This is a genomic window from Devosia sp. (genome assembly GCF_017307565.1).
Classification (GTDB): Bacteria; Pseudomonadota; Alphaproteobacteria; order Rhizobiales; family Devosiaceae; genus Devosia.
This window is the reverse complement of record NZ_JAFKHD010000361.1, coordinates 1-16291: the sequence shown is the minus strand read 5'-3', so window position 1 is coordinate 16291 and position 16291 is coordinate 1. Positions and strand designations below refer to the sequence as shown.

At 62.3% G+C, this 16291-nt stretch carries 15 protein-coding genes and 1 pseudogene; 7 read left to right on the top strand and 9 right to left on the bottom strand.

The genetic code is table 11. The features are described from left to right. Nucleotides 1-178 precede the first annotated feature (178 nt). The 6 genes from J0I64_RS15000 to J0I64_RS14975 all read left to right on the top strand — a co-directional run bounded on the left by J0I64_RS15000 (nt 179) and on the right by J0I64_RS14975 (nt 5495). Nucleotides 179-697: a sigma-70 family RNA polymerase sigma factor gene (locus tag J0I64_RS15000; RefSeq protein ID WP_291409659.1), complete on the top strand. Its 519-nt coding sequence runs from the start codon at nt 179-181 to the stop codon at nt 695-697. Beyond that, on the top strand, nt 697-1461 hold the full coding sequence (locus tag J0I64_RS14995; RefSeq protein WP_366933749.1) for an anti-sigma factor: 765 nt from the start codon (nt 697-699) through the stop codon (nt 1459-1461). The genes J0I64_RS15000 and J0I64_RS14995 overlap by 1 nt, the downstream gene beginning before the upstream one ends. Before the next feature lie 12 nt (nt 1462-1473). Then, entirely contained in the window at nt 1474-2196 is a 723-nt protein-coding gene (locus J0I64_RS14990; protein WP_291409654.1) for a Bax inhibitor-1/YccA family protein, read from the top strand. Nucleotides 2197-2350: 154 nt separating this feature from the next. Then, on the top strand, nt 2351-3679 hold the full coding sequence (hisD, locus tag J0I64_RS14985) for a histidinol dehydrogenase (RefSeq protein WP_291409653.1): 1329 nt from the start codon (nt 2351-2353) through the stop codon (nt 3677-3679). Next, complete coding sequence (locus J0I64_RS14980; RefSeq protein WP_291409651.1) at nt 3679-4443, top strand: SDR family oxidoreductase; 765 nt, start codon at nt 3679-3681, stop codon at nt 4441-4443. The genes hisD and J0I64_RS14980 overlap by 1 nt, the downstream gene beginning before the upstream one ends. Beyond that, a complete protein-coding gene (locus J0I64_RS14975; RefSeq protein WP_291409649.1) occupies nt 4428-5495 on the top strand; it encodes a LacI family DNA-binding transcriptional regulator in 1068 nt (355 codons plus the stop codon). The genes J0I64_RS14980 and J0I64_RS14975 overlap by 16 nt, the downstream gene beginning before the upstream one ends. A gap of 17 nt (nt 5496-5512) precedes the next feature. Here the strand turns inward: J0I64_RS14975 and J0I64_RS14970 are convergent, their stop codons facing one another. From J0I64_RS14970 to J0I64_RS14945, 6 genes are all read right to left on the bottom strand, one after another. Further along, complete coding sequence (locus tag J0I64_RS14970; protein WP_291409647.1) at nt 5513-6073, bottom strand: cupin domain-containing protein; 561 nt, start codon at nt 6071-6073, stop codon at nt 5513-5515. A gap of 67 nt (nt 6074-6140) precedes the next feature. Further along, nucleotides 6141-7271, bottom strand: a complete 1131-nt coding sequence (locus J0I64_RS14965) for a substrate-binding domain-containing protein (RefSeq protein ID WP_291409645.1) — start codon at nt 7269-7271, stop codon at nt 6141-6143. A 67-nt stretch (nt 7272-7338) separates the two neighbouring features. Next, complete coding sequence (locus J0I64_RS14960; protein WP_291409643.1) at nt 7339-8325, bottom strand: ABC transporter permease; 987 nt, start codon at nt 8323-8325, stop codon at nt 7339-7341. Next, nucleotides 8322-9305, bottom strand: a complete 984-nt coding sequence (locus J0I64_RS14955) for an ABC transporter permease (protein ID WP_291409641.1) — start codon at nt 9303-9305, stop codon at nt 8322-8324. The genes J0I64_RS14960 and J0I64_RS14955 overlap by 4 nt, the downstream gene beginning before the upstream one ends. Next, nucleotides 9302-10813 carry a sugar ABC transporter ATP-binding protein gene (locus J0I64_RS14950; protein ID WP_291409639.1) on the bottom strand — a complete coding sequence of 504 codons (1512 nt, stop codon included), beginning with the start codon at nt 10811-10813 and terminating at the stop codon, nt 9302-9304. Before J0I64_RS14950 ends, J0I64_RS14955 begins: the two co-directional genes overlap by 4 nt. Beyond that, the gene (locus J0I64_RS14945) at nt 10810-11676 is read right to left on the bottom strand and encodes a sugar phosphate isomerase/epimerase (RefSeq protein ID WP_291409638.1); all 867 of its coding nucleotides are present in this window, start codon (nt 11674-11676) and stop codon (nt 10810-10812) included. The genes J0I64_RS14950 and J0I64_RS14945 overlap by 4 nt, the downstream gene beginning before the upstream one ends. 299 nt (nt 11677-11975) lie before the next feature. Here J0I64_RS14945 and J0I64_RS14940 point away from each other — a divergent pair, with 299 nt between their 5' ends. Beyond that, entirely contained in the window at nt 11976-12992 is a 1017-nt protein-coding gene (locus tag J0I64_RS14940; RefSeq protein ID WP_291409636.1) for an AraC family transcriptional regulator, read from the top strand. An 11-nt stretch (nt 12993-13003) separates the two neighbouring features. Here the strand turns inward: J0I64_RS14940 and J0I64_RS14935 are convergent, their stop codons facing one another. The 3 genes and pseudogenes from J0I64_RS14935 to J0I64_RS14925 form a co-directional block, all read right to left on the bottom strand. Next, nucleotides 13004-14668 (bottom strand): ABC transporter ATP-binding protein, encoded by a 1665-nt coding sequence (locus J0I64_RS14935; protein ID WP_291409633.1) that lies wholly within the window; start codon nt 14666-14668, stop codon nt 13004-13006. Nucleotides 14669-14833: 165 nt separating this feature from the next. Then, nucleotides 14834-16066: a peptidase T gene (gene pepT / locus J0I64_RS14930; protein WP_291409631.1), complete on the bottom strand. Its 1233-nt coding sequence runs from the start codon at nt 16064-16066 to the stop codon at nt 14834-14836. A gap of 33 nt (nt 16067-16099) precedes the next feature. Next, nucleotides 16100-16291 (bottom strand): annotated as a pseudogene (locus J0I64_RS14925) (cytosine deaminase); the annotation flags it as partial.

Sequence of the window (16291 nt, the reverse complement as noted above, 5' to 3'; positions counted from 1 at the left end):
GTGGCCTCCTGCAATGGGCGCATGACGCCACGATCGATCTCGATCTCTATGCCGGACAGCTGCTCGGTCTTTTCGAACCCGGCGTTTGCGAACCCGTGGTCGAGCCGCAATTGGCCTCCGCCTGAGTTTTTTCGACGCCGCCATGGAAGAGACGCGCGGTTTTGTCCGTATATAGACCATGGTTCCGCGAAAGCCCCGCAAATCTGAGGTCATGGATGAGCTTCCGGCTCTGCGCCGCTATGCGCTGAGCCTGACGCGGCGTCCGGCCGAAGCCGAGGACCTCGTCCACGACGCCCTCGTGCGGGCCATGGAGCGCAGCGCGACTTACAATCCGGCCGGCAATCTGCGAGGCTGGCTGATGTCCATCCTGCATAACCTGCATATCGATCGCCTTCGCTCCGGCGCCAGCGCCGCCGCGCGCGATCGGGACTTTGCAGCTCAGGCGACGGATACCCTTGCGCCCAACCAGCTCGACAGCGTTCGGCTCAATCAGGTGCGGCGCGCCTTCGATACGTTGCCCGAAGAGCAGCGTGAGGCGATGCATCTGGTGACCATAGAAGGCCTCAGCTACGAGGAGGCAGCGGTGGTCCTGGGTGTGCCTGCCGGAACGGTCATGTCGCGCATTTCGCGCGGACGTGAAGCCCTGCGGCGCTGGGAAAGCGGCCCATCACTGAAACTGGTCAAAGGAGGCGAATGATGCGGAACATTGAAACAGTCGACCCCCTTGAACTGGCGGCCTATGTCGACGATCAACTCGACGTTTCTCGTCGCATCGAGATCGAGCACTGGCTGTCTCAGAATCCCGACGTCGCGGCCCAGGTCATGACTGACCTCCGCATGCGCGACGAACTGCGCCTTGCCCTCGCGACCGGCGAAGTGCCGCCCTCGCCGGCAACAGGCGATGTCGCGCGGCGGCTGGAAGGGCGCTTGCAGCGCGGCCAATTCTTCCGCCGCCTGCGCCCGCTCATGGCGGCCTCGTTCCTCCTCAGCACCGGCTGGATCGCCCATGCCCAGGTCGGCGGCACCTTGCCCGCCCACGCGTCGAGCGCCGTGCCCGAATATGTCACCGCCGCAGTCGAGGCGCATCACATCACGGCTTTGCGCGCTGGCATGCATTCCCAGCCCCGCGTTACGGAATACGACCCGGCCGAACTCCTCGCCGAGACGGCCATCCGCATGCCGAAGCTGCCCGAAGGCTGGTCGGTCACTGACGTGCAGGTCTACCCCTCCCATTTCGGCCCCAGTGTCGAGCTTGCCGTCAATGCCGGCGAGCTTGGTGCCGTGTCGCTCTTTGCGGCGCGACCGGGCCAGTTCATCGTGGAGCGTCCTTCCACACGCCACGTCGACGATACGACGACGGCCTATTGGCAGTTCGGCGACATTGCCTATGCGCTCGTGGCGAGCGCGCCGTCCGGCGAGGTGTCCCGCGCCGCCGGTTCCCTTTTCGATTCCCTATACTGACGGAGACTAATGATGGCCTTGCAGCCACAATCGCGCTGGAGCAATCCGGCATCCACCCTGGCCGGCCCCGCCCTTGATGAGGGCCTGCGCAAGCACATGCTGCGCGTCTACAACTACATGGGCCTGGGTCTCGTCATCACCGGCCTTGTGGCCTTCTTCGTCGGCTCGACCCCGGCACTCTATGTGCCGATCTTCGGCTCGCCGCTCAAATGGGTGGTGATGTTCGCCCCGCTTGCCTTCGTGATGTTCTTCTCGTTTAAGGTCAATTCGATCTCGGCCGGCGCCGCGCAGACCATGTTCTGGGCCTTCTGCGCCGTCATGGGCCTCTCCATGGCGTCGATCTTCCTGGTCTTCACCGGGGCCAGCATTGCCCGCACCTTCTTCATCTCGGCCGCCATGTTCGGCGTGATGAGCCTTTACGGCTATACGACCAAGACCGACCTCACCAAGTTCGGCTCTTTCCTGATCATGGGCCTTATCGGCGTGGTCATCGCTTCGATCGTCAATATCTTCCTTGGCTCGAGCATGCTGCAGTTCGCCGTTTCGGTGGTCGGCATCCTCGTCTTCCTGGGCCTCACCACCTGGGATACGCAGAGCATCAAGGAGCAGTACGCTGAAAACGCGGGCGCCGAGGCCAATCAGAAACTCGCCGTCATGGGTGCCCTGTCGCTCTATCTGAGCTTCATCAACATCTTCCAGCTGCTCCTCAGCCTCACCGGGCAGACCGAAGAGTAGTCGTTTCCGGTCCCTAGATACGTTCCCGATGCCTCGGCGGGTGCTCGCCGAGGCATTTTTTTCGAATGCTTCCACCGACCATCCCTCCTCAAAAGCAGCATTGCATATTGCATACGTATGCAATAGCTTGCCGCTCTCTTTTGGAGGAGCGAACATGGCAGTCTGGCTGAAGCGCGGTAAGAATGTCGAGGAGCGGGCCGAAGCGGACCGTCAGGTGCGGGCAACGGTCGAAGGGATTCTCGCCGATATTGAAAAGCGCCGCGACGAGGCCGTGCGCGAATTGTCGATCAAGTTCGACAAGTGGGATCGCAAGGATTTTCGCCTGAGCCAGACGGAGATCGACGATTGCATCGCGCAATTGACCCGTCAGGATCTGCACGACATCGAGTTCGCTCAGGCCCAGGTGCGCAACTTCGCACAGAGGCAGAGGGATACGATGCTGGAACTCAGCGTCGAAACCATGCCGGGCGTGACGCTGGGCCACAAGCATGTGCCGATCAATGCCGTAGGCTGCTACGTGCCGGGCGGCAAATATCCGCTGCTGGCCTCGGCACATATGTCGGTTCTGACCGCCAAGGTCGCCGGTTGTCCCCGCGTCATCACCTGCGCGCCACCCTTTAACGGCAAGCCAGCGCCGGCCATCGTCGCGGCCCAGGCCATGGCTGGCGCCGACGAAATCTACGTGCTCGGCGGAATCCAGGCGATCGGCGCCATGGCCATAGGCACGGAGACCATCCAGCCGGTCGACATGCTCGTTGGTCCCGGCAATGCCTTCGTCGCCGAAGCCAAGCGCCAGCTCTATGGTCGCGTTGGCATCGACCTCTTCGCCGGTCCCACCGAGACGCTGGTCATCGCCGACGAAACCGTCGACGGCGAACTCTGCGCCACCGACCTTTTGGGGCAGGCCGAGCACGGCCCCACAAGCCCCGCAATCCTTCTTACGAATTCGGAAAAGCTGGCGCGCGACACCATGGCCGAGATCGAACGTATCCTCGCCATCCTGCCGACGGCCGATATCGCCCGTAAATCCTGGGCGGATTTCGGCGAGGTCATCGTCTGCGACAGCTACGAGGAAATGCTGACCGAGGCCGACCGCATCGCCTCCGAGCACGTGCAGGTCATGACCGATCGCGACGTGTGGTTCCGGGATAATATGACCAATTTCGGCGCGCTCTTCTTGGGGCCGCGCACCAATGTGGCCTATGGCGACAAGGTGATCGGCACCAATCACACGCTGCCCACCATGAAGGCGGCCCGTTATACCGGGGGTCTCTGGGTCGGAAAGTTTCTCAAGACCTGCACTTGGCAGAGCGTGTCGACCGATGCGGCCTCGGCCAAGATCGGCGCCTATGGCTCGCGCCTCTCCATGCTCGAAGGCTTTGTCGGCCACGCAGAACAGGCAAATATCCGCGTCCGCCGCTATGGCGGCCGCAACGTGCCCTATGGTACCGCTGCGGCGCCAACAAATGAGGCAGCCGAGTAATGACGCTTCCCCGCACGCCCAGTTTTCGTCTCGATGGCAAGCGTGCCCTGGTCACCGGAGGCACGCGCGGGATCGGACTGGGAGCCTCGGTGGCCCTGGCCGAGGCCGGGGCAAATGTCACGGTGGGGGCCCGCACCGCCGCCGATGTCGAGCGCGTGGTAAATGCCATGGCTGACGCAGGCCTCACGGCAGAAGGTGTCGCCATCGACATTACCGACTTTGACGCGGTCCGCGCGTTCGTCGCCGAAAGCGATCCGTTCCATGTGCTGGTCAACTCGGCCGGCACAGCACGGCATAGTTCCGTCGCCGGCATCAACGAGCCCGACTATCAGGCCGTGATGCAGCTTAACCTTGCCGCGCTGATCTTCGTGTCGCAGGCAGTCGTGGGCAAACTGCACGAAGCTGGGCAGGCGGGCTCGATCATCAACGTCTCGTCTCAAATGGGCCATGTCGGCGGCCCCAACCGCGCCGTATATGCCGCTAGCAAGCACGCCGTCGAAGGTCTCACCAAGGCCTTGGCCATCGATCTGGGCGCCAGCAACATCCGCGTCAACACCGTTTGCCCGACCTTCATCGAAACCGAACTGACGGCGAAGAACCTGAGCGATCCCGATTTCCGCTCCTGGGTTCTCTCCAAGATCAAGCTGGGCCGCTTGGGCCGCGTGGAAGACATCATGGGCCCGATCGTTTTCCTGGCTTCGGACGCATCAGCCCTGATCACCGGTACCGCGCTCTTGGTGGATGGCGGATGGACGGCGGAGTAAAAAAAACCGGGGTAACGTCGTCGCAGGTCGCCCAGCGCGCCGGCGTTTCCCAGTCCGCGGTATCGCGCAGCTTCACGCCCGGCGCTTCCATCTCCCCCGAGACCCGCGCCAAGGTCCTGGCGGCAGCCAAGGAGCTTGGCTATCGCCCCAACGCCATCGCACGCTCCCTGATCACCAATCGTTCGCGCATTGTCGCGGTGGTGATGGCCTATCTCGATAATCTCTTTTATCCCGATGTGCTTGAGCAACTGGGGCGGCTGCTGGCCAAGGAAGATTATCGCCTGCTGCTCTTTACGGGCCTTGCGGGCGGCGACAGCGATCCGGTCTTTGACCAGCTCATGCAATACCGGGTCGATGGCATCGTCCTCGCCTCGACCTCGCTCTCCTCCGAACTCTCCGAAGAGTGCGCTGCCGCCGGCATTCCGGTGGTCCTCTTCAATCGCACCACCGAGCGCGATGCGGTATCGAGCGTGACGACACACAATCGCGAAGGCGGCCGGCGCGTCGCCGAGTACCTGCTGGCCGGCGGCCACCGGCGCTTCGGCTACATCGCGGGGCTCGAAAGTTCCTCCACCAACCGCGATCGCCTCGCCGGCTACCGCGAAGTCCTCGGCGAGGCCGGTCACAAGGACATCCTCGTGGAAGTCGGAAATTACGACCGTGCCGGGGCACAGGCGGCGGCCCGCAAACTGCTTTCGAGACCCGACCGCCCCGACGCGCTCTTTGTGGCCAACGACCACATGGCGGTCGCGGTGATGGACGTCGCCCGCTACGAACTCGGTCTTTCCGTGCCCGAGGACATCTCCATCGTGGGTTATGACGATGTGGGCCCCGCGCAGTGGGACGCCTATGGCGTCACTTCCATGAGCCAGCCACATCGGCGCATGGTCGAGGCCACCGTTGAAGTCCTGATGAGCCAGATTTCCAGCGGTGAGATCGCGGCAGAGCATCGGGTATTCAGCGGTGAGTTGATAGTGCGGACCTCGGCCCGGCTGCCGCCGTCGGGAGTGGTCGAGGTCGAGGGGCGGAAAGTCTTTCGGCCGGAGCGCTAGAGGACAGCGTCTGCCCCTTAGCCGTCCCCAAGCCCATCACGAAAATCGTTGAGATCTGCATCCACCGAGGAAGGCGCATCGAGCCATTCGAACATCGGCTCTCCCGTTGCCGGATCGCGCGCCGGAATGGGTAGTGACATGATGCGCTTGGCGACGGTGCGGCGGCTTTCTTCGGTGAGATTGGCTTCCTGTACATTATCCCAGTCGCGGCCATCGGGGTAGCCGCCGACCATCTGAATGTCCTCGGCATTGTCGATCATGCAATGCGACACCCCGGCCGGTAGCACGACGATGTCGCCTGCGCTCACCCGTACCTTCACACCGCCTACGCCGAAAAACTCGACCTCCATCCACCCCCGCGCACAGCCGAGGCACTCATGCGTCGTCGAGTGAAAGTGTGGATAGGTGTAGATGCCGGGATAGCGCCAGTTGTTGAACCAGCCATTGGCCCGTAGCCGCGCCACCATCGCGTCTTCGCCGCCACCGCGTACGGCGCCGCGGTGCACCAGTAGCGGAAAGCGGGAATTGGGCAGCATGCCCTTGGGCTTGGACCAATGGACTTCTGTGGTGATGCTCATCAATTTTCCTCGTCTCGACAAAGAGAAAGGGGCGCCCGTGGGCGCCCCGCCGTCGTCGTTGGGAATTTTACTTCGTGCCGCCCCAGGCCTGGGGGTAGTTCGGCATGTCTTCGCAGCCACACATGGCGTAGTGCAGCGGCGGCATCTTTTCGTTGATGTACTTGTCGAGCACGTCCTGCGTGATGGCTGGCTGCGGCAACACCCATTCAGGGCTCGGAACCTGCTCGCCCTTCAGTGTGTTCACAGCGGCGATGATCGCCGTGCGCCACTGATAGGTCGGGTAGGTCGGGGCAATACCCTTGAAGCCAAGGTCACGCCACTTCTGCAGATAGTCCTGCTGGTCTTCGCCGGTAACGACCGGAACGTCGACGCCCTGGTCTTCAAAGGCTTCGACGGCGGCAACGGCCGTGGCGCCTGCGTCCATCCACACCGCGTCGATTGCGCCGCGCTGCAGATAGTCTTCAACAATGGACTTGGTCTTGGCATTGTCGCCATCGGTGAATTCTTCACCAAGAACGGCCAGGCCTGCTTCCTTGAACATGTTGCGGGCGCCCGAGGCGCGTGTTTCGAGCACGTCGACGCCGGGCAGGATGCGCAGCATCAGCACCTTGCCGCCGGCCGGCACGTTGGAGATGATGTGCTCGGCTGCCTGGATGCCAAAGCCATAGCCACCCACCGGGTGAACGAAGGTCACCGGGCAATTGGTAGTGACGCCACGGTCAAAGACGATGACAGGCAGACCTGCCGCACAGGCTTTTTCAACGGCCGGTGTCAGGGCCGCGGTGGAGTTGGGCGAAACGATCAGGACGCTGCAATTACCGCCCGCCAGCAGGTCGTCGATATCGGCAATCTGCTTGTCGTCTGAACCTTCAGCGTCGACATGGGTGAAGGTGCCGATCTCGGGGTGAAGCTTCACTTCCTCGGTCATGTCGGTATAGCCGACCACGCGCCAGGGATTGTTCACGCCGGCGTTCGAGAAGCAAACCGTCCAGGGACCTTCCTTCTTGAACTTGGAGGTGTCGGCCATGGAGTCGCCGGCATATTGGAGATACGGCTTGTCCGCCGGGCCGTTGAAGGCAGCGGTCAACTGGTCGCGCTGCTTGGCGAATTCGGCGGGATCGTCAAAGTTTGGGGCCTGAGAAAATGCGGCTCCGGTCAGCATGCCGAATGCGGCAGCTGCCAAAATAATCTTCTTCACGTCTTCCTCCCTCGTGAGGTTTTCCCACTCTTCCCTCAGACGGCCGGAAATGGCCGCCTGTCTCCGCTCATCGGCCGGCACGCTTGCGCTGGTAGGTCGCAAACGCCACTGCGCCGATGAGAATTAATCCCTGCACCACGAGCCGGACTGGCTGTGCCAAACCAAGCAGATTGAGCAGGGTGAAAATGGCCTCGAGCGCCAAGGCGCCGGCAATTGTCGCGGGCACCGAGCCGCGCCCGCCGAGCAATTGCGCGCCGCCGATAACCGCGGCGGTGATCGCCTGCAGCTCAAAGCCCGAACCGATATTGACCGAGACGCCGGCCCGGCCGCCGAGAATGACGCCCGCCAACACCGCCGTCAGCGACGAGATCACGAAAGCCGAGATACGCACCCGCTCGACTGGCACTCCCGCCAGACGCGCCGCCTGCTGGTTGTCGCCCACCGCATGCAGCATGCGGCCGAAATTGGTGCGGTGCATGCCCCACCAGAGGATCACTCCGAAAACGACGAGGCAGATCACGGCGACCGGCAGCAGCGAAATGACCGGTATGTCGGTAATGTTGTAGCGCCCGAAGAAGCGGAACGTATCGGGCAGATAGCCACGCGGCGCGCCGCCGGACCACATGAAGGCGACACCATTGAGCGTGATCATCATGCCCAGCGTGGCGATCAGCGACGGCACCTTCAGATAGCTGACGACGAGCCCATTGATGAGGCCCACGATAAGCCCCATGCCGAGCATCAGCGGAATGATCCAATAGGTCGAATTGGGATCGTTGCTGGCGAGCATGGACGAGCCGATGACCGTCAGCGTCATCATCGAGCCGACGCTGAGATCAAAGCCGCCTGAGACGATGACATAGAGCGCGCCACCCGAGAGAATGGCGAGCGCGGTCACGCGCTTCAAATAGTTCATGTAGCCGGTCGGTTCGCCGAAGGCTGGGTTCATGACCACGATGGCTAGGATCAGAGCCACAACCAGCAAATAGACCGGGTTGATCTTGAAGAGGCGCCGCTGGGTTGCGGCAATATGGGGCAGGGATTGCGCGCTCATGCGACGGGCCTCTTCGAACGGGCGGCATAGAAGGCGACGGCAGCCACGATGATGATGCCGCGCAGCACCTGCTTCACGAAGGCATCGACGCCGGCAACGTTAAAAATCGAGTCGATGAGCGAGAAGATGATCACGCCCGCTATGGTGCCCCAGATGCCGCCGCGTCCGCCGGCGAGCACGGTGCCGCCAATGACGACCACGGCAATGGATTCAAGATCGTAGACGCCCTCAGCCCCGATCCATGGCGCGCCGGACCGCAAACGCGAGGCGAGGTAGATGCCGGCAATGGCGGCGCAGAGCGAGCAGATCATGTGCGCGCCGATGGCGACGCGGTCGGTCTTGATGCCGGCAAGCCGCGCCGCATCCCTGTTGCCGCCGACGGAATAGACGTCCGAGCCAAACCGGGTGAAGCGCAGCACAAACCAGGCGCAGCCGGCCAGCACAAACATGAAGACCAGCGAGAAGGGGACGATGCCCACCGAGCCATAGGCGAAAATCTGGAACTCGACCGGCACGTTTCCAGCGAAATTGTTGTAGTAGTAGGACAAAACGCCCTGGATGATCAGCGACATACCCAGCGTCGCAATCAGTGGATTGACTTCAAGCTTGGTGATGACGAGCCCATTGACGAGGCCAACTACGACGCCAAGCGCCAGAACAGCCAGCACCGCCGGCAACATCATGGCCGGATCGCCGTTCATCACCACGGACGTCACGACCGCGGCGGCTGAAATCAGGCTGGCGACACTGAGGTCGATCGACGCCACCAGGATCGCAAAAGTCTGACCGATGGCCGTGATGCCCAGGGTTATCGAGCGGCCGAGAATGGCCACCAGATTGTCGAGCGTCAGGAAACGCGTCTGGCCCATGATGACGATCAGGGCAATGTAGATGGTGACTGCTGCCAGCAGCAGAATCGTCGAGGCATGGCGTTCGAAGCGGAAGCGCCGACCTGGGGCGGGCAGGGGAGTGTCGGTCATGCGGCCACTCCCGTCTCGCCGGTTGCCGCCATCATGAGTTCTGCTTCGCTCGCCGAGCGGTCGAACTGCCCAGCGATCCGCCCCTCGCGCATGACCACGATGCGATCTGACGCACCGAGAATTTCCGGCAGGTCGGACGAAACCATCATCACGGCGGTGCCGGCCCGCGCAAGATCACGCATCAGGTGATAGATGCTGGCCTTGGCATCGACGTCGATCCCGCGGGTCGGCTCGATGAAGATTAGCACCTTGGGCTTGAGCGCCAACCAGCGCGCGACGATGGCCTTCTGCTGGTTGCCGCCGGAAAGGAAGCGCATCTCCTGCTCGTAGGAGGGAGCGCGCACCTTCATTTGGTCGAGCAGCGCATTCATGCCGTTGAGGTCGACAAAACGATTGCCATCCTTGCCGCCAAAGGCGTTGGCGAAACTGCGCGCCGTCAGCATGCCGTTGTCGCGTACGGACTGCATGAGAAACAGCGCCTGCGCCTTGCGGTCGCCCGGCAGCATGCCAATGCCGGCCCGAATAGCGTCGCGCGGCGAGGTGAGATGAACCGACTGCCCATCAAGCGTCATCGTGCCGGCGGTAAAGGGGGCCGCGCCGAACAGCGCCATGGCAAGCGGCGTACGACCTGCGCCCTGCAAGCCAGCAAAGCCGACGATCTCTCCCGAGCGCAGCTCGAGGCTGATATCTCGCAACGCCGAATTGGACCCACTCGAAACGGCCAAAACCACTGGCCCGATTTCGGCTGGCGTCGCCGGCTCTGGATAATATTCCGAGATATCGCGGCCAACCATGGCGCGGACGACGACGTCGGGCGCGGGCACATGGTCAAAGCTCGCTGTGACCTCGCCGTCCTTGATGACAGTGACCCGGTTGGCGAGGCGGGTCACCTCGCGCATGCGGTGGGTGATATAGACAATGGCCGTGCCGGAGGCGCGCAACTGATCAACGAGCGAGAACAGCACCTCACATTCCGCCTCGTTCAGCGCCGCGGTCGGCTCGTCCATGACGATGACCTTGGCATTGAGCGAAATCGCCTTGGCGATCTCGACCATCTGCTGGCTCGCCACATCGAGATCGGCCACCAGCGTTTCCGGTTCGATATGGTGGCGCACGCAGAATAGTCCGAGCACGCGGCGCGTCTCCATAACCATCGCCCGGTTGTCGATCAGCCCCCGCTTCATCGGCTCGCGGCCAAGAAACAGGTTCTGCGCCACGGTACGCTCGGGCAGCAGCGAAAACTCCTGGTAGATCACCGAAATGCCGGCAAGCAGGGCCTCTTGCGGATGCCTGAAGTGCTGTTCCTGCCCATCGATCAGCACCTCGCCGCCATCGGGCCGATAAACACCGGAGAGAATCTTGATAAGCGTCGACTTGCCCGCGCCGTTCTCTCCGCACAGCGCATGCACTTCGCCCTTGCTGCAGGTGAAGGAAACGCCCTGCAGCGCCTTTACGGCCGGAAACGACTTGGAAATGCCGCGCATTTCGATGGTCGGAACGTCCGTCATGCGGCCGCCTCTCTGCCCGCAGCATCCCACGTCCTGCGGATAAAGTCGGCGCTTTCGGCGAACAGCGTGTCGTAGTCTGGAAAGAGTGGCCGCCACACGCGCGTTGCGGCGGCAATGGCGGGCAGCCCCGCTCCGAAAGCCTCGAGCGTCACCCAGCCATCATAGCCCGAACGCCGCACGGCCCGCATGATCGAGAGAAAATCGATATGTCCCCTCCCGGGAATGCCGCGATCGTTCTCCGAGATGTGGACGATGCCGACATGCGGCGCCACGGTCTCATAGGCCTCAACCTGGTTGCGGTCCTCGATATTGGCGTGGAACGTGTCGTACATGATCCGGCAGGCCGGATGGTCAACGCGGCGCGCATAGTCGCGGCACTGGGCTGTCGTATTGAGAAAATAGGTCTCGAAGCGATTGAGATGCTCGAGGCTGAGATAGATGTCATTGGCCGCCGCGCGAGTGGCGAGGGCGCGGTGGGTCTCAGCCCCATACGATAGCTCGCTCTCCGTCGGCCCAAAGCCGGTAAAATAGCCGATGGGCGCATGGATCGGCCCGCCGACGCTTTGCGCGCCGAGCGCAATGGCGCAGTCGAGCGCCCAATCGAGATGCTGCCTGCCGCGCGCCCGAACCTCGGCATCGGACGAAATCGGGCTGGCATCGGGGCTCGGCACTATGGAGGTCGTACAGCGCTCGAGCCCTATGGCATCCAGCTCTCTTGCCAGCCACGCATAATGCGATGGCTCGCCGGAAAGAACCGGCACCTCGACGCCATCATAACCCAGCGCCTTGATCTGCCGGATGGCAGGCAGGTGCGCTTCGGTCACGAAGTCGGTCAAGCACAGCAGATTGATGCCGAGCTTCATACTCTTCCCCTCGCGCCGGACCCATCAGCACCACTCAATCTCGCCTTGAGGCACGTACAACAATCGTTGAATTGTGCCCCGTCAGCGGATTTTGAACGCTACCCCGATTGGCTCCAGCTAAAACTCCTCCACTGTCCGCGACGTCACTCTGGCACTCTTTGTTGACTGCTCTGGTTGACTTCCGGACGTCCGACTCTCTAGCATCAAGGCCAGGAGGCGAACGCTGTGATCATTGCGCACTGTCGAGGGCCGCGCGTTCGAATGATAACACTGGTAGAATTTGCACATGGGAGGGGACCATGAACGCAGAGGCCCGTTTGCACGCCTTGGCTCGGCCGGCGGTATTCACCGAGCCCGGCGCGCTGATGTATGCCGGCAATTGCGCCGACCTCTATGAGGCCTCGCTCGCCGGCAAGGTGACGCTCAACGCCTGGACCCGCCGCAAATATCCCGGCAAGCCGCTGGGCGATGCGCTGCCGCAGGTCCTCTCGGTAGGTGGCTGGGACGCCGCCCGTTCGCAGGATTGGGGCCTCAAGGAGCACTGCAACGAGGGCGTGAAGATCGCCTACATGGCCCGCGGCTTCATGGTGCTTAAGGTCGATGGGCATCGTCACGAGTTGACCGAAGGGCAGATGTTCGTGGTGCGCCCCTGGCAACTGCACCAGTTCGGCGACCCGCACGTCTCGGCCAGCCAGATCATCTGGGTGCTGTTCGATGTCGGCGTGCGTCGCCCGCACGAAGATTGGCTCTGGCCCGATTGGATGGCCTGGCCCGAGCGCGACACCGAGCGCCTGACCAAGCTGCTCTCGCGCAACGAGCAGCATGTGCTGACAGCCAGCCGAGACGTCGCGCGCAGCTTTCACGACATCGCCGAAATCGTCGCCGGTCACGACGTGGCGGGCAATGAAACTCGCCTGCGCCTCCTGATTTCGCTGATGCTGCTGCAATTCATGCAGCAATTGCAAAGCCAGGCGCCGATGCTCGATGAAGATCTCGCCAGCTCCAAGCGCACCGTGCAGATATTCCTCAATCGCCTGCCGCATGCGCTCGACGAGGACTGGACGCTCGAAAACATGGCGGCCGAATGCCGGCTGTCGCGCACCCAGTTTTCCCAGCATTGCCAGGCGCTCACCAATATGACGCCGGTGCGCTACTTGCAGATGGTGCGGCTCGAGGCCGCCAAGAAGTGGCTGAGTGAAAGGGCGGAGGCCACGGTCACCGAGATTGCGCTCGAATGCGGCTTCTCCTCCAGCCAGTATTTCGCCACCTGCTACAAACGCCGCTTCGGCTTTTCCCCGCAGGAGACGCGGCGTTAGCCACGCGCTGACTAGGCCGAATGCGGATCGAGGGCGATGATCTGGTCGTTCGGGCCGATCACGCTGCGGCGATGCGTGATGGCCAAAATGGTCATGTCCTCGAAACGGCGCAGTTCACCCATGATCTGCGCCTCGGTGTCCTCATCGAGCGCCGAACTCGCCTCATCCAGAAACAGCACCTTCGGGTTGGCATAGAGAGCACGCGCGATGGACACACGCTGCCTCTCGCCGCCGGACAGCTTCAGGCCCCGCTCGCCCACAGTCGTCTCGAACCCATCGGGCAAGTTCTCGATGAAACTGAGGATCGAAGCGCGCGCGGCGGCCTGGCGCATGCGCGCGGCATCAAAGGGACGCCCCAGAACAATATTGGCCGCGAGCGTATCGTTGAGCAGCATGACATCCTGCGGCACGACCCCGATCGCGTCATACCAGCTCGTGCGATCAATCAGCGCCAGGTCTTCACCATCTATAAGGATCCGCCCCTCGGTCGGCTCCAGCGACTTCAGCGCCAGGCGAAAGAGCGTGGTTTTGCCTGACCCCGTCGGCCCGGTGATGAAGCTGAGGTGCCCCGGCTCCACCGAAAAGGACACCGCGTTCAAGGTCTGCCGCTCGCCATAGCGAAATCCGACATTCTCGAAAGTGATCCGCCCGGGCCCGCCGTCAAACCGCTTGCTGCCGTGGCTGGCGCTGTCATCCGGCTCCTCCCACATGCGAGCAAAGGGCAGGAAGCGCGAGATCGAGCGCATCACATCGTCGATGGCCGTGCCGATCATTTCGAACGGCTGATTGAGCTGCACCAGGATGAGGTTGATCAGCACGATGTCGCCGACGCTCATTAGTCCGGCTTCAAAACGCGGAAGCATGATCAGATAGGTCAGCGCCAGCTGTACGGCGAGAGCGACCCCGAACAGGCCTGACATCCCGATCCGCCGCCAGGACCAGCCAACCCATGACGCGCGCGCCAGCTCCGCCTTGGTCGCGAATTGCTCGCTGATCCAGCGATCGCCGTTGAAATAGCGAATGGTCTCCATGGCATTGACGGCATTGCCGACAAACCGGGCGTTATCCTGATTGGCCTCGATTGCCTGATCGAGCAATTGCCGCGTCCATTGGTTGGCAAAATAGGTGAGCGTGATGAAGCACGCCCCATAGACGACGACGATGACCACGAGCTCGTTGCTGATCGTGGCGCCAAGCAGCGCTATGGCAAAGAAGATCTGGGCAATACCCGGCGCAAAGACGATGAGTCCCAACTGCACCAGCGTCTGCACCGCGCCTTCGCCCTGGCTTCGGGCGGTCTGAATGGCGACTGGGTTGTGCTCGATGAAGAACGTGCCGGGCTTTTTCAGCAGCTTGGCAAAGAACTCGGTTGCGGTGATGAAGCGCAGGTTTTCCGAGGTCATGAACGAGAGATAGTTGGTTCCATAGGAGAACAGGGTCTCAAAACCCCGCAACACCGCATAGCCCACAAAGGCCGCACCGATCCCGGCCGCGAGATTGCCGGCAGTCAGTTCGTCGACAAGCCGGGAAAACACATAGGGCGTGGCGATGCTGAGGATAGAACCGGCGAGGGTGACCAGCACGATGCCGGCCAGGGTCCAGTGGGATGCGCGCCAGAATTGGCCAATGATTGCTCGCAGCGCAGGCCATGTTGTCGTCCAGTCCGTCCGGGTCATTCGTACTCGCTATGGCTGGGCCTGATTGGGGTGGCCAAACTGGAGAGACTGCGGAACGCGGTCAACCGCTTTGTTGGTCAGCACCAAAACAATAAAGCGCCCGGCAAAGGCCGGACGCTTGAGAGGTACGATGGTGCGCGAGTGCCCGGGCGGCACCAGAATTTGCTAGCTGCGCTCTTCCCAGACGCGGGCCAACTCGACGATCGTCTGGACTGCCTTTTCCATGTCCTGGCGGCTGATCCATTCGAGCGGCGAGTGGAAAGCGTGGCCGCCGGCAAAGATATTGGCAGTGGGCAGGCCCATGAAGGAGAGGCGCGAGCCATCGGTGCCGCCACGGATCGAACCGCGCACCGGCTCCATGCCTGCACGGCGGATGGCTTCAATCGCGAACTCGACGATCTCGGGGTTCTTGTCGAGCACTTCCTTCATATTGCGGTACTGTTCCTTGACCGCAATGCGATAGCTAGAGCCCGGATATTTCGCGATCACGGCCTTGGCGATCTCATCGACCATCGCCTCTTTTTCGTGAAGCCCGGCGACCGTGAAATCGCGCACGATCATCGAGATCGTCGCCTTCTCCATCGAGCCGGTCACGCCCACGGGGTGCACGAAACCGTCGCGCCCTTCGGTACCTTCCGGCGACACCTCATGGGGCAGGCGGGCGATGATCTCGCCGGCGATCTTGATCGCGTTCTCCATGCGGCCCTTGGAAAAGCCGGGATGCATGGCAACACCCGTGATGGAGATTTCGAGCCCATCAGCCGAGAAGGTCTCGTCCTCGATGGTCCCGGCGGTTTCGCCATCCATCGTATAGGCAAAGCGCGCGCCGAGCTTTTCGAGGTCGACCTTGTCGACGCCGCGGCCGATTTCCTCGTCCGGCGTAAACAAGAGCCTGATCGCACCATGTGGGATGGACTTGTCCTTCAGCAGAATTTCCGCCGCCGTCACGATTTCAGCAACGCCAGCCTTGTCATCTGCCCCGAGCAGCGTCGTGCCATCGGTGGTGATGAGATCATTGCCGATCTGGTTATTGAGCTCAGTGTGCTCGGCAACGCGGATGACGCGGCTCTTATCGCCAACGAGGGTGATGTCGCCGCCGGCATAACTTCTTATGATCTGCGGCTTGACGCCCGTGCCGCTGAAATCGGGCGCCGTATCCACATGCGAGCAGAAGCAGATAACAGGCACGTCCTTGTCGGTATTGGCCGGCACGGTGGCATAGACATAGCCATTGCTATCCATCTCTGCGTCGGCAAAGCCGATGGCCAGCAATTCGCTGACCAGCAGGCGGCTCAGGTCCTTCTGCTTTTCGGTCGAAGGCTGGCTCGGCGAAGAACCATCGGACTGGGTGTCAATCTGCACATAGCGCAGGAAGCGGTCGAGAACGGTATCGGTCATGAAAAGGCTCGCCTCAAAAAGGGCTGTCGATAATCAGTTGGCGCTTGGGCCGACGCGGGCGGGGTCGAGCCTGGTCGGGCGATCGGGCAGGGCCAGTGCCGTCTGCCGCGGTGCCGTGCGAGCGATCACGCGTCCGCCCTTGATGACAGCAAGCCGGGTTGCCTTGAGGCGGATGGCCTCGATGCTGTCGGTGGCCTGCAGCAGTACCATGTCTGCCTTCTTGCC